At 70.0% G+C, this 13,825-nt stretch carries 10 protein-coding genes; 7 read left to right on the top strand and 3 right to left on the bottom strand.

The features are described from left to right. Position 1: 1 nt before the first annotated feature. Together ITJ57_RS15720 and ITJ57_RS15715 are read right to left on the bottom strand one after the other, a co-directional pair. A complete protein-coding gene (locus ITJ57_RS15720; protein ID WP_194670985.1) occupies positions 2-2,911 on the bottom strand; it encodes a hypothetical protein in 2,910 nt (969 codons plus the stop codon). Continuing rightward, the gene (locus tag ITJ57_RS15715) at positions 2,908-4,794 is read right to left on the bottom strand and encodes an HSP90 family protein (protein ID WP_194670984.1); all 1,887 of its coding nucleotides are present in this window, start codon (positions 4,792-4,794) and stop codon (positions 2,908-2,910) included. Before ITJ57_RS15715 ends, ITJ57_RS15720 begins: the two co-directional genes overlap by 4 nt. 330 nt (positions 4,795-5,124) lie before the next feature. Between ITJ57_RS15715 and ITJ57_RS15710 the strand changes: the two genes are divergently transcribed. Further along, the gene (locus tag ITJ57_RS15710; RefSeq protein WP_235526870.1) at positions 5,125-6,366 is read left to right on the top strand and encodes a multidrug effflux MFS transporter; all 1,242 of its coding nucleotides are present in this window, start codon (positions 5,125-5,127) and stop codon (positions 6,364-6,366) included. A gap of 223 nt (positions 6,367-6,589) precedes the next feature. Here ITJ57_RS15710 and ITJ57_RS15705 read toward each other — a convergent pair whose 3' ends face one another. Beyond that, positions 6,590-7,018 carry a YchJ family protein gene (locus ITJ57_RS15705; RefSeq protein WP_194670983.1) on the bottom strand — a complete coding sequence of 143 codons (429 nt, stop codon included), beginning with the start codon at positions 7,016-7,018 and terminating at the stop codon, positions 6,590-6,592. Positions 7,019-7,149: 131 nt separating this feature from the next. On the opposite strand from ITJ57_RS15705, the gene ITJ57_RS15700 reads away from it, so the two are divergent. From ITJ57_RS15700 to ITJ57_RS15675, 6 genes are all read left to right on the top strand, one after another. Next, positions 7,150-7,935: a phosphatase PAP2 family protein gene (locus tag ITJ57_RS15700; RefSeq protein ID WP_228507287.1), complete on the top strand. Its 786-nt coding sequence runs from the start codon at positions 7,150-7,152 to the stop codon at positions 7,933-7,935. 242 nt (positions 7,936-8,177) lie between these two features. Continuing rightward, on the top strand, positions 8,178-9,251 hold the full coding sequence (locus ITJ57_RS15695; protein WP_194670982.1) for a LacI family DNA-binding transcriptional regulator: 1,074 nt from the start codon (positions 8,178-8,180) through the stop codon (positions 9,249-9,251). A 43-nt stretch (positions 9,252-9,294) separates the two neighbouring features. Further along, a complete protein-coding gene (locus ITJ57_RS15690) occupies positions 9,295-10,317 on the top strand; it encodes a LacI family DNA-binding transcriptional regulator (RefSeq protein ID WP_194670981.1) in 1,023 nt (340 codons plus the stop codon). A 129-nt stretch (positions 10,318-10,446) separates the two neighbouring features. Then, positions 10,447-11,784, top strand: coding sequence for an extracellular solute-binding protein (locus ITJ57_RS15685; protein ID WP_194670980.1), 1,338 nt, complete (start codon positions 10,447-10,449; stop codon positions 11,782-11,784). A gap of 95 nt (positions 11,785-11,879) precedes the next feature. Continuing rightward, entirely contained in the window at positions 11,880-12,836 is a 957-nt protein-coding gene (locus ITJ57_RS15680) for a carbohydrate ABC transporter permease (RefSeq protein WP_194670979.1), read from the top strand. Further along, the gene (locus ITJ57_RS15675; protein ID WP_194670978.1) at positions 12,836-13,756 is read left to right on the top strand and encodes a carbohydrate ABC transporter permease; all 921 of its coding nucleotides are present in this window, start codon (positions 12,836-12,838) and stop codon (positions 13,754-13,756) included. Before ITJ57_RS15680 ends, ITJ57_RS15675 begins: the two co-directional genes overlap by 1 nt. Positions 13,757-13,825 lie beyond the last annotated feature (69 nt).

The raw sequence follows: 13,825 nt of genomic DNA, 5'->3' as shown, positions 1-13,825 counted from the left end.
GTCACTCCTCGATCTCGGCGCGCAGGAGCGCGGCGTCGGTGTGCTGCTCCAACCGCTCGTGTGCGTCGGCGAGTTCGGCCGTGACCGTCGTCCAGTCCGGCGAACCTGCCGGCAGCCGTCCGCGAGCGGAACGGAACAGCTCGACCGCGCCGAGGTGGTCGTCGACCGCCACCCGCGATCGTGCGGCGAACACCTCGGCGACCGCGGCACCGTTCTCGTCGCCGGCCGCCACGAATCCCGCCGCCGCGCGACGGGCGGTCGCCGTCGCGTCGTCGGTCCGTCCGAGCGCGCCGAGGGCCCTGGCTTCCGAGTCGGTGATGTCCGCGACGAGCCAGGCCGCCTCGTGCGCGGTCGCGAGCTCGCGGGCCTCCTCGAACAACGGGAGCCCGGTGTCGTCACCGAACGCCGCGCGTGCGCTCGCCGCCCGCTGCAGCGCCTGGACGAGCAGCTGCGGATCCTCCAGACGACGCGCTGCCGCGAGGGCCTGGTCGACGACCTCGACCGCGTCGTCGTCCTCGAACTGGAGGAGCAGGGTGCTCAGACCGAACCCCGTGCGGATGACGACCTGGTCGTTGCCGACCGCGGCGGCGTCGTCGAGCGCAGCACGCCACACCCCGTACGCCATGCCGTGTTCGCCGATCATGCGCGCGGCCTCACCCATGTTCGCGAGGAGGTCGGCGAGCTCACCGGGGGCCGCCTGCTCGCGCCGCGCCTGGTAGACCTCGTCGTAGTGTTCGAGGGCCGTGGCGGCATCGCCGGCGAACTGGAGATACCGGGCCAACTGCAGGGTGAGCGAATCGACGTCCTCGACCTCGGCCCGCCGTGCATGCGTGATCGCGAGCCGCATCCTGGCCGCCGCCTCGCGGTCGCGGTCGGCGTCGCTGAGGAGCGCGGCCGAGAGGGTGCAGGCCTGGATGATGCCGAGTCGGTTGCCGAGCGTCGTCTGGAGGCCGACGAGCTCGTCGGCGAGGGCGACCCCTTCGGCGAACGCCCCGGCGCCCCCGAGCATGCGGGTGCGGAGGGTCAGCGCCGGGAGCCGGACGGACGCCCGCTGCTCGGGCTCGAGGAGCGGGTCGAGGAGTTCCTCGGCCTCCTGGATCCGTCCGGTCACCGCGAAGAGGTGGGCGTGCAGCAGCCGCGCCGGGGGACCGGCCTCCCCGGGATCGTCGACGGCCGCCGCGAGGACGGCCTCGCCGGCGAGTCGGTCGGCGATCCCCATGAAGCGCTCCGCCGCCTCCTGCTCGGTCTGCTGGCCGGCGAGCTCGAAGGCGTGCCGTGCGGTGATGACCAGGGTGTGGATGAGTCGGTCGGGATCGACCGGGACGAGGCGGGCCTCGTCGAGTTCCGCGAGCAGCGCGGTGAGTCGGTCCTCCGTGGCCGTGCCGAGGAGGGCCGGACCGAAGCGGCCCTCGAGCTCGGCGACGGCGCTGCGGCCGGCGGCACGGAGGGCGGCGCCGCGGTCGGTCCACGCGGCACCCGCGCGTTCCTCGTCGCCCTGGATGACGGCCGCCTGCGTGATCACGCCGAAGAGTCCGGCGCGGAGGTTCTCGTCGGGGCTCGACTCGTCGGCGAGCAGGGCGAGGCCCTGTTCGGCCGCGACGATCGCCCCCGTCGTGTCGGCGCTCTGCAGGAGGGCCGAGGTGCGCTCACGCCACTCGGCGGCGGTCGCGGCCGGCTCCGGTTCGACGACGGGTGCGGCGAAGCCCTCGACGGAGAGCGGGAGGTCCCAATGCTCCGTCGCGAGCGCGCGTGCCGCCTCGAGCCGTGTCGTGCGGAAGTCGTTGCCGTTCCGTTCGTCGAACGCCCGCGCGAGCCGTTCGGCCGAGGCCCACGCCCGCTCGGCGACCGCGGCCACGGTCCAGTCCGCGTCGCCATGGGGCGCATGGTCGGTGCCGCCGGCCGGCGTCACCCCGAGGTAGCGCGCGAGCTCGGGGGCGTCGGCGCCGCGCACCGGCAGCCCACCGTGGCCGGCGCGGGCGACCGCGTCGAGGAGCACGCCGACCGCGGTGAGGCCGTCGGTGTGCCCGGACAGGTTGATGGGGTCGTTGACGAGCGTCGGGAGGTGACGCTCGAGCATCGCGAGGCCACGCGCCTCGTTGCCGGTGACCGCGCAGAAGATCAGGTGGTCGGCGATGATGCCGAAACCGTCCGCGTTCGAACGCGCCACGCGGTAGCTGCGCTGGTGCGCCGCCTTGGCGTCGTCGAGTCGGCCGGCGCGCAGGTAGGGGAGCAGCGCCTGGGCCTCGCTCGTCTCCGGCTCCTCACCGCAGCTCATCCGGTTCTCGAACATCTCGTCGTAGATCCGGATCGCCTCGTCGTCGTGCCCGCGGAGCTGGTGGAACCAAGCGTCCTCGTTGCGGACGCAGGCTTCGCAGTGGCTGTACCGGTCGTCCTCGATGCTCGACCGGCGTTCGAGGAGCGCCGCCGCCTCGTCGAGCCGTCCGGTGACCGTCGCGATGTGGAACTGCGACTGCACGACGCCGCTCATCGTGGCGCCGGCCGCCGCGTACCTGGCCTGCATGTCCTGGTGCATCGCCTCGATCTGCGCGAGCGAGAAGGTCGGGTTCGTCGACAGTCGTCCGGCCATCCACTTGTACTGGAAGAGGAGGTCGCAGCCGTCGACCGTGATCGGGAACCGCTGCGGGTCGGCGTCGTGCTTGCCGACGCACCACCCGAAGGAGCTGAACATGGTGTCGGTGTCGCCCGTCATGTGGGCGGACTGGGTCAGCCGCATCCGGGTCGCGTACGCGGCCTCCTCGTCGCCGGCCGCGTCGGCGCGTCGCAGCGCCTCGTCGAGGAGCGCGCGCTCGGCTGGGCCGCACGGCAGGGTGTCGGCCTCCGCGAGGAGGTCGTCGACACTCGCGTCGGGGTCGAGGTCCGTGGAGACGGGGGTGCTTGCTGCGTCGTTCATCGGAGTTCCTTGTCGTCGAGACCGACACTGAGGCCGATCAGGTCGGTCATGGCTGCGTCGAGCATGCGGCGGTCGCGGGCCTCCAGGGGGCGGTGGCCGGCGAGGAGCGCTTGCACGTAGAGGAGTTGGATGCTGCGCTCGAACACGAGGTCGTCGTCGAGCGTGGCCAGCCGTCGCACGAGTGCCGCGTTCCAGTTCAGGCAGAGGCGTGCCGCGGTCGTCGCGTCGCCGTCGTCCGGTTTCGCCTCGGCGAGGAAGGAGTCGACCGCGCCGACGACCTGGGACCAGATGCCGGGGGCGACGGCGGCCGCACGGTGGCGTTCGAGGCGGCGGAGCACGGAGGGGTCGGCGACGTACAGGGCCGCGAGGTCGTCGGGGCGGTACCGCCTGACGGACACCCGGCACTCGACCTCGTCGAGCACGCGGCTGGCGCGGTCTTCCAGCGCGGTCGTCGCGGCGAGGTCGTCGAGGTGGGGTGGCTCGAGGTTGTCGAGCTCGTCGGCGACCGTCACCCGTTCGACGCGGACGCCCTCGATCAACGACGGCAGGCGCTCGAGGATCTCCTGGTCGTAGACGTACCCACCGTTGACGATCGGTGAGGCCGGGTCGACGACCGAGGCGATCTGCCGGAACTCGTCCCGCGTGGCCGTGTACCGGATGACCCCGGCCTGCGAGAGGTGCTCGTCGATGGTCATGGTGCCGGCGGAGGTCTCGATCGGCAGCCATCGGACCACCGCGGTGGCGAGGTCGACGTCGTGTGCGGCGATGGCCTTGATCCCCAGCTGATGGACGCCGATGAACTCCTGCAGGCGGTGCGGGCGCTGGCGGGCGAGGTCGAGGATCCAGCGTCGGAGCGCGGAACCGATGGCCTCACGGGTGAACTCCAGGGCGTCGTCCTGGACGAGTTGCTCTCGCGAGGCCGTCGGGCGGAGACCGGTGGTGTCGACGATGCAGCGCACGAAGAACGCCCAGTCCGGCAGGAGGTCGTCGACCTGCTCGCTGAGCAGCATGCCGCCCAGGTAGACCCGGCTCGCCTGCCGCGCGCCCGGCGGAGGTGGCGAGGGCAGGACGAAGGCGGTGCCGCGGGTGTCGGTGCCGGGCACCACGATCTCGACGGCGTCGAAGGGGCGCGTGCCGAGGAGCTCCTCGCCGAATGCGAGCAGCTCCTCCCGTGGGGTGGTCGCCGGGGTGCGGAACACCGGCTCGACGTTCACGCGCGTGGGCGTCGCCGTCGTCGGGTCGACCACGTCGACGTCGAGGTCGAGGTACCGCCCGAAGCTCGTCGCCAGGCCGAGGACCGCCCCGTGCCCGAGGAGCCCGCCGTCGTGCAGCGGGCCGTCGAGCCGCGGCTCCAGCAGCACCTCCGAGCCGATCGGTCGTGCTGCCGTCGTCTGCTCGTCGAGTTCCCGGATGGTGAACGTGCCGTCGGTGTGGCCGATCCACTCGATGGCCGGTCCGCCGCGGGCCGAGCGGCTGCGGACGGTGATGGTGTCGGCGACCATGAAGCAGCTGAGGAGTCCGATGCCGAACCGGCCGAGGTAGTCGCCGCGCTGGAGCTCGTCGAGGTCGCCGCGTTTCGAGCTGCGCCCGACCGTCGCCAGGAGTTCGGCCGCTTCGTCGCGGGTGAGCCCGATCCCGTTGTCCTGGAAGCGGAAGGGGGAATCGGCGCCGTCGGGCGAGCCTGCCACGTGGGGGGTGATGAGGAGGGCGCCGGACGGGGCCGCCGGGTCCTCGGAGCGGCGGGCGGCGACCGCGTCGCGACCGTTCTGCAGGAGTTCGCGCAGGTAGACGCGCGGGCCGGAGTAGATGTGCCGACTCAGCAGGTCGACGACTCCGCGGAGGTCGACCTGGAACGGCAGCGGGGCTCGGGCGTCGTCTGGCATGGCTCTCTTCCGTCGGCGGCTGCTGCGTCGGAGACCGGCGGGCCACCGGTTCCGGTCAGGCGGCTCGGCGGACGTCTCGACCGCGGTCACCTGCAGCCGGAACAGCCTAGCGGGCGTCGCGAAACGGACGCTGGGCCCATCCTGCGGGAAACGCGTGGCCACCGCGCCTCACAACAGCGGTGGAGCGGCGTCACGACGGATCCGGCTCCAGATGTCGTCGCGGAACGGTACCTCCGACTGCTAATCTTGACCCTCGTTCTCGAATCGATTCGACATCGGTTCCGCACCGCCGCCCCGTCCGTCCACACCTCGCTAGGAATCCGTACACCCGTGCACACCGCAGGAATCACCGTCGTCCACCCGGGCGACTCCCTCTCAGGCCGGCAGCGGCTCGTCTACATCCTCGTGCTCGGCGCGCTCACCGCGCTCGGCCCGTTCACGATCGACCTCTACCTGCCCGCGTTCCCCATCCTCGAGCAGGACCTCGACGTTCCGGTCAGCCTCATCCAGCTGACCCTCACGGGCACGACGATCGGCTTCGCCGTGGGGCAGCTCTTCATGGGCCCGTGGAGTGACAAGGTCGGTCGTCGCCTGCCGCTCATCCTGGCGACGAGCATCCACATCCTCGCCTCGGTCGGAGCGGCCTTCGCGCCCGACATCGGCTGGCTCATGGTGTTCCGGGTGCTGCAGGGGGCCGGTGCCGCCGCCGGCGGTGTCGTCGCGATGGCGATGGTCCGCGACCTCTTCGGCGGGAAGCCCCTCGTCCGGATGCTGTCACGCCTCGCGCTCGTGAACGGCCTCGCGCCGATCGCCGCCCCGGTCATCGGATCGCAGCTGTTGCTCGTCCTGGACTGGCGGGGGCTGTTCGTCTTCCTCGCCGCGTACGGCCTGTTCGTCGTCGTCGCCGTGTCGCTGTGGATCGTCGAGACCCTGCCGCCCGCACGGCGTCGCGACGCCGGTCACAGCACCGTGCGCGACCGCTACCGTTCGGTGTTCAGCGACCGCGTCTTCGTCGGCGTCGCCCTCATCGGTGGCATGAGCTTCTCCGGCCTCTTCGCCTACCTGTCGAGCTCCTCCTTCCTGTTCCAGGAGGTCTACGACTTCGATGCGCAGGAGTACGGCCTCCTGTTCGCCGTGAACTCACTCGGGATCGTGGCCGGTGTGCAGATCTCCTCGCGCCTCATGCGCTGGTACGGGCCGCAGTGGATCCTCGCCTGCACCACGATCGTCCAGCTCATCTCCGCGCTGACGATCGTCGCGCTCACCATGGCGGACGTCGGGTTGTTCGGGGTGCTCGTGCCCCTGTTCTTCTTCATCCTGTCGTGCGGGTTCGGCTTCCCGGCGGTCCAGGTCCTCGCGCTGGCGAACCACGGACACGAGGCAGGCACGGCGGCGTCGCTCCTCGGCGCGCTCAACTTCGGTCTCGCCGGGATCATCTCGCCCATCGTCGGGGTGTTCGGCATCGGCACGGCGATCCCGATGGGCACCGTCATGGCCGCCACCTCGGTCGTCTCGGTGTGCGCCCTCTGGTTCATCGTCCAGCCGAAGAAGGTCCCGGCGCTCGCCGGCTGACGCATCCTTCGTGCTGCGCCAGCGCGGTGCGCTGACGTGAGCGCGGTGCTACGGCTCGAGCGCGGTGCTCCGGAGGACCGCGCTCGCCGCGCTGACCCGCGCCGGCGCCGATCCGGGTGTGCTCGCGTCACCGCACCGCGCTGACGCCGGTTCCGGTGTGCTCGTGCGAGCGCACCGCGCTGGGGTCCGGGGCACGACCGCGAGACCGCGCGCGACCCCGGACTCACACTCCGGGGTCGACGCCGTCCACGTAGGTCCAGACGCCGGTGTCCTTGGAGAACCGGCTCCGCTCGTGCTGGCTCCCGGCGGAGCCGCGGACGCCCGGGATCTTGTGGTGTGCGACGAACTCGACCATGCCCTCGGTGTCGAGCAGACCGCCGCGTGCCGTGGCGAGGATGTCGAGTCGGTACCAGCGGAGCGAGTCGTCGAGGTCGAGCGCAGCCGGTAGCGTGCTCGGGTGCCACGTGCGGAGGAGGTAGCCGGCGTCGCCGACCGCGAACGCCGAGAAGCGTGACCGCATGAGCGCCTCCGCCGTGGCGGCCGCAGCCTCACCGCGGTGCAGGCGTCCGCAGCATGCGCCGTAGGTCTCGCCGGAGAGGCACGGGCATCGGGCGTCGTCGGCGAGGCGGATGGTCGGGTCGTCGGCGGTCATCGTCCCAGTATCGCCCCTGTCCGCAGCCGGGTCGTGGTCGCTCGCGAGCCCCGGACCGCCGTGGCCGTGCGGCTCCGTCCGCTGGGCGCAAGCCTCCGCGCGATCCATTCCCGACCCGGCATGATGGGACGATGACGGCACCTGACGACCACGACGACCCCGCAGCCGGACCGGCTCCGGAGCTCCACGAGAGCGTCCCGCCGACGCTCGACGAGCAGGGTGCACTCGCGATGGACCCCGATCCTTCGTCGATCCGGCCCGACCCGAAGCTCGCCGCGAAGGTGTCGCTGCGGTGGCCGCTCATCAGCGGTGCGATCGCCGTGGTGCTCGTCCTCCTGCTCGGCGTCCTCCTCTTCCAGCGCGGGCCGAACGCCCCGTTCGGGTTCGACGAGGAGTGGATGCAGGAGGTGCTCGAGGAGCGTTCCCCGTGGCTCGTCCAGGCCGCGCTCGTCATGAACTGGTTGGGAGGCGGGGTCGTGGCGATCTTCGTCGTGCCGCTGCTCGGGATCGCCGTGCTCCTGCTGCTGCGTCGCCCTTGGGCCGCGTTGTACTTCGGACTCGTCTCCGCGCTGAGCGCCGGGGCCGTGCAGGTCATCAAGAACATCGTCGGGCGGTCGAGGCCGGAGGACATCCTCGTGCACGCCGACTTCGGATCGTTCCCCTCGGGCCACAGTGCCAATGCGGCGACCATCGCGGTCGCGTTCGGCATCATCTTCCCGCGCGTGTGGGTGTGGCTGATCGGTGTCGCCTACACGCTGCTCATGATGCTGTCGCGGACCTACCTCGGCGCGCACTGGGTGAGCGACACGGTCGGCGGGCTCCTGCTCGGTGCCGGCGTCGCGCTCATCGTCGCGGTCCCGTTGCTCCAGCGGATGTCGGCGGAACCGAAGAAACGCGTCCCGCTGGCCGACGCCTGAAGGTCCCCTATCTGCGCGCTCGCGGTCGGGTCAGCGCGGTGCGCCGGCCCCAAACCGACCGTACCGGCGCGAGTGCGGTGCTGTGGCGTAAGCGCACCCCTCCGGAGGGTCGCGCTCACGCCACCGGCCCGCGCTCGGTCCAGCGCACCGCGCTGGCGACGGCCACCGCCACCAGCAGGTCACGCCGGGGCGACGCTGGACGGGTAGTCTGCTCACAGCTGAGCCGGGCCGGGAGGAGACGCGTGTCGATCACGATGCATGACGTCGCCGCGCGGGCCGGTGTCTCCATCAAGACCGTCTCGAACGTCGTCAACGACTACCCATACGTCAGCGACGCGACCCGCTCCAAGGTGGAGCAGGCGATCGCCGAACTCGGCTACCGCCCGAACCTCTCCGCCCGCAGCCTGCGATCCGGGCGCTCGGGCGTCATCAGCCTCATCATCCCCGACCTCCGCAACGCCTACTTCGCAGAGCTCGCGGACGCGGTCATGCGCCAGGCGCGAGCGCGCGGGCTCTCCGTCCTCATCGAGCAGGTCGCCGGCGGTCGCGACGTCGAACTCGAGATCCTCCGCGGACCCCGCATGCAGCTCGTGGACGGCATCCTCTACAGCCCGCTCAGCCTCGACCGCGAGGACAGCGCGCTCCTTCCCGACGGGCCGATGGTGGTGCTCGGCGAGCAGGTCTTCGACGGCGAGCGCGACCACGTGACGATGGCGAACGTCGACGGTGCCCGGGCGGCGACGGAACACCTGCTCGCGCTGGGTAGGCGTCGGATCGTCGCGCTCGGCACCGACCCCCACGACACGCTCGGACCCGCGGAGCTGCGACTCCAGGGCTACCGGGAGGCGCTCGCCGCGGCCGGTATCGAGGCCGACCCGGACTACGTCAGCACCGTCGTCAGCTGGCACCGGAGCGACGGGGCGAACGCGATGCGCGAGGTGATCGCCTCGGGCATCCCGTTCGACGGGGTCGTGGCGTTCAACGACGCGATGGCGCTCGGTGCGATGCGGGTGCTGCAGGACGCCGGGCGGCGGATCCCCGAGGACGTCGCGATCATTGGGTTCGACGACCTCGACGAGACGCGCTACGCCCTGCCTGCGCTGTCCACGGTCGACATCGGCCGTGAGGAGATCGCCGAGCGCGCGGTCGAGCTGCTCATCGAGCGGATCGCTGAGGCGGGGGAGCCGCAGGCACCGCGCTCGATCGTCAGCGGCTTCCGCGTGGTGCCGCGTGAGTCGACGGCGCCGAAGGGCGGGGCGATGACGGCCTCGACGGACGCGGCCAGCGGACGGAGCAAGATCCCTTCAACGTTGTAGAGTGCGTAGAGGGCGGCCGATGCGGTCGCCGCCGAGGAGGATCATGGCGACCACCCTGCACGACGTCGCGAAGCTCGCCGGTGTGTCCGCCAAGACCGTCTCGAACGTCGTCAACGACTACCCGCACATCAAGGCGGCGACGAAGGAGCGGGTGCTCGCCGCGATCGCGGAACTCGGCTACCGGCCGAACCTCTCCGCCCGTGGGCTCCGCTCCGGTCGCTCCGGCGTCATCAGTCTGATCATCCCCGACCTGCGTAACTCGTACTTCGCCGAGTTGGCCGACGCGGTGATGCACGCCGCCGCCCAGCGCGGGTTGTACGTGCTCATCGAGCAGACGGGTGGCGACCGCGACCGCGAGGTCGCGCTCGTGCGTGGGCCTCGGACCCAGCTGGTCGACGGGATCCTGTACTCGGCACTCGAACTCGGCGAGGAGGACGTGGACATCCTGGCCGAGGTGCGCACGCCGATGGTGTTGCTCGGCGAGCGGATCTTCAATGCGCCGAACGACCACGTGACCATGCGGAACACCGAGGGCGTACGGGCGGCGACGGAACACCTCCTCGGCCTCGGGCGCCGCCGGATCGTCGCATTCGGGGCGCACCCGGGTGAGGACATCGGTTCGGCGGGTCTCCGTCTCGTGGGGTATCGGGACGCCCTGGACGCCGCCGGGATGGCGTACGACCCGACGCTCGTCCGCGAGGTCGGGGTCTGGCACCGCTACGACGGGGCCGTCGCGATGCGGGAGATGCTCGACGCGGGGATCACCTTCGACGGGATCGTGGCCTTCAACGACGCGCTGGCGCTCGGGGCGATGCGCGTGCTGAGTGAGCGAGGGATCAGGATGCCGGACGAGGTCGCCATCATCGGGTTCGACGACATCGACGAGGGCAGGTATTCATTGCCGTCCCTCTCGACCGTCGCACCCGGCCGCGACCAGATCGCCGAGACCGCCGTGGACCTCCTGCTCGACCGCATCGACCACCGCGACGCGGACGTCCCGCCGCGCCTGGTCCTCGCGGACTTCGAGCTCGTGGAGCGCGAGTCGACCGCGCTCCCGGCCGTCTGACGCCCCCTTTGATTCGTCCTTGACATCGGGGAAGGCGCCGGGCATCATGCTTTTACAACGTTTACCTTCAACGTTGTAAAACCCGGCACGATGACAACGAAGTTCCATCTCCGAGAGGACAGCACCCACATGAAGTCACGAGTTCTCGCAGCAGTCGGCACTGTAGCCGTCGCCGCGATGGCCCTCACCGGCTGCTCCACCGGTGGCGCATCCGGAGGCGGCGAAGCCTCCTGCACCAACACGATCGCCAAGAAGGACGTCCCCCAGGTCACCGTCTGGGCCTGGTTCCCCGCCTTCGAACAGGTCGTCGACCTGTTCAACGAGACCCACGACGACGTCCAGGTCTGCTGGACGAACGCCGGCCAGGGCAACGACGAGTACACGAAGTTCTCCACCGCGATCGAGGCGAAGTCCGGTGCACCGGACGTGATCATGCTCGAGTCGGAGGTCATCTCCAGCTTCACGATTCGGAAGGCGCTCGTCGACATCGGCGAATTCGGGGCCGCCGACGTCAAGGACAAGTACACCGAGGGCGCCTGGAACGACGTGACGAGCGGCGACGCCGTCTACGCCATCCCGGTCGACAGCGGCCCGATGGGCATGCTCTACCGCCAGGATCTGTTCGACAAGGCCGGCATCGCCGTCCCGACCACCTGGGACGAGTTCGCGGCCGCCGCGAAGCAGTTGAAGGCCGCCGGGACCGGCGTGCTCGCCAACTTCCCGACCAACGGCCGGGCCTTCAACCAGGCGCTCTTCGCGCAAGCGGGGTCGAAGCCGTTCGAGTACGACAAGACGAAGCCCACCGAGGTGTCGATCGACGTCAACGACGACGCGTCCAAGAAGGTGCTCAACTACTGGGACGGCCTCGTGAAGGAGGGACTCGTCACCACCGACGACGCGTTCACCGCCGACTACAACACGAGCCTCGTCGACGGCACCTACGCCGTCTACCTCGCAGCAGCATGGGGACCGGGCTACCTGCAAGGGCTCTCCGACGCCGACGACACCGCGGTCTGGCGTGCGGCTCCGCTCCCGCAGTGGGACGCGGCGAACCCCGTCCAGGTGAACTGGGGCGGATCGACCTTCGCGGTGACCGAGCAGGCGAAGGACAAGGAGCTCGCGGCCACGGTCGCGAAGGAGATCTTCGGCACGGACGAGGCCTGGAAGATCGGCATCGAGCAGGGCGCGCTCTTCCCGACGTACAAGCCGATCCTCGAGTCCGACTACTTCACGAACCTCGAGTACCCGTTCTTCGGCGGCCAGCAGATCAACAAGGACGTGTTCCTGAACGCGGCGGCCGGCTACAGCGGCTTCACGTTCAGTCCGTTCCAGAACTACGCGTTCGACCAGTTGACCGAGCAGCAGTACGCGATGGTGCAGGGGGAGAAGACCGCGGACGAGGCCCTCGACGACCTCCAGGCGAGCCTCGAGAAGTACGCCACGGAGCAGGGTTTCACCACCAAGTGACCCTGCCGGGGCGGCGTCACCGCCGTCCCGCCACGTCCTCCACCGGGGCGGCGACCACGCCGCCCCGGTGGTCCCAACGACTCGAAAGCAGCATCATGGCACTCACCACCGGATCGGCCCCCGCGGCCGCATCGGCCGCCAGGATCGTCCGACCGCGACGAAGCGGCATCGGCGCGATCGACCGGAGACGGCAACGCTGGGGCTGGCTCTTCGTCGCCCCCTTCGCCGTGGTCTTCGCGGCCTTCCTCATCTTCCCCCTCTGCTACGCCTTCTGGATGAGCCTGCAGACCTCGACGCTCGCCACGGGCACCGAGTTCACCGGGCTCGCGAACTACGCGAAGGCGTTCACCGACCCGATCTTCCTCGGTGGTCTGGCCCGGGTCGCGATGTTCGCGCTCGTCATGATCCCGGCGCAGATGCTCGTCGCGCTCGTCGCAGCCCTCGTGCTCGACAACCTCGCGACGGCCCTGTCCAAGTTCTCGCGCCTCATGATCTTCGTGCCGTACGCCATCCCGGTGGTCATCGGAGCCCTCATGTGGGGCTTCCTGTACAGCCCGCGCTTCGGCCCGGCCACGGACGTCTTCGCGCTGTTCGGCGCGACGGCGCCGTCGTTCCTCGACCAGAGCAGCATCTTCGGCAGCCTCGTGAACATCGTCACCTGGCAGTGGTCGGGCTACTACATGATCATCATCTACGCTGCGCTCCGCGGTATCGACCCGTCCATCTACGAGGCCGCGCGCATCGACGGCGCCAACGGGTTCCAGACGGCGCTCCGCATCAAGGTGCCGATGATCTCCTCGTCCATGGTGATGGTGCTCATCTTCGCGATGATCGGCACCCTGCAGTTCTTCACCGAACCCCAGGTGTTGCGAGGAGTGGCTCAGGGCGCGATACCCATCTCGTACACGCCCAACATGTACGCCTACTCCCTCGCCTTCTCGTACAGCCAGTTCAACTACGCCTCCGCGATCTCGTTCGCGCTCGGGATCATCGTGTTCATCGGCTCGTACGTCTTCCTCTTCCTCACGCGCAAGCAGAGCGGACTGAAATGATGAGCGCCACCACCGCCATCCCGGCCGTCAACCCGAAGGCCGGGCGACGACGCCAGGGCCCCGAAGCGCGGACGGGCGGCAGACGCGTCGGCTCGCACCTCTTCCTCCTCGCCCTCGTCATCTACTTCATCCTCCCGCTGTGGTGGTTGATCGTCGCGGCCACGAAGGACACCTCCGGACTCTTCACGGGCTCGGGCGGGCCGCTCTGGTTCGACAGCGACTTCAACTTCTTCGACAACCTCGCGGAGCTCTCCACCCACCAGGGCGGGATCTACTGGCGCTGGCTCGGAAATTCGTTCCTCTACGCGTTCTCCGGCGGTATCGGCGCCACGATCCTGGCGGTGCTCGCGGGCTACGGCTTCGCGAAGTACCGGTTCCGTGGGCGGACGGTGTTCTTCAACCTGCTGCTCGGCGCCGTCATGGTCCCGCTCACCGCGCTCGTGATCCCGACGTTCGTCCTCCTCAGCCAGGTCGGTCTCGTCAACACCGTATGGGCTGTGATCCTGCCGTCCCTGCTCAGCCCGTTCGGTGTCTACCTCATGCGCATCTACACCCAGGATGCGATCCCGGACGAGATCCTCGACGCCGCCCGAGTCGATGGCGCGGGGGAGTTGCGCACGTTCTTCCAGGTCGCGCTGCCGCTCCTGCGTCCGGCGATCGTGACCGTGCTGCTCCTCTCCATCGTGGGCACCTGGAACAACTTCTTCCTCCCGCTGGCGGTGCTCAGCGACCCGAACCTCCTCCCGGTGACGGTCGGTCTGAACAACTGGACCGCGCTGTCGAATGCGGGCGCCGGCGGCGAGCAAGTGTGGAACCTCATCGTCACGGGGGCGTTCATCTCGATCGTGCCGCTCATCATCGCGTTCCTGTCGCTCCAGCGCTACTGGCAGGGTGGGCTCTCCTTGGGCAGCGTCAAGTGAGCACGCCCGGCGACACCCCGCGCACGTCCGGCGGACTCCACCGGCACCACGACATCATCGACACCATCA

Source organism: Plantibacter sp. VKM Ac-2880 (assembly GCF_015351235.1).
In the GTDB taxonomy this organism is placed as follows: domain Bacteria; phylum Actinomycetota; class Actinomycetes; order Actinomycetales; family Microbacteriaceae; genus Plantibacter.
This window is presented reverse-complemented; position numbering and strand designations above follow the sequence as displayed.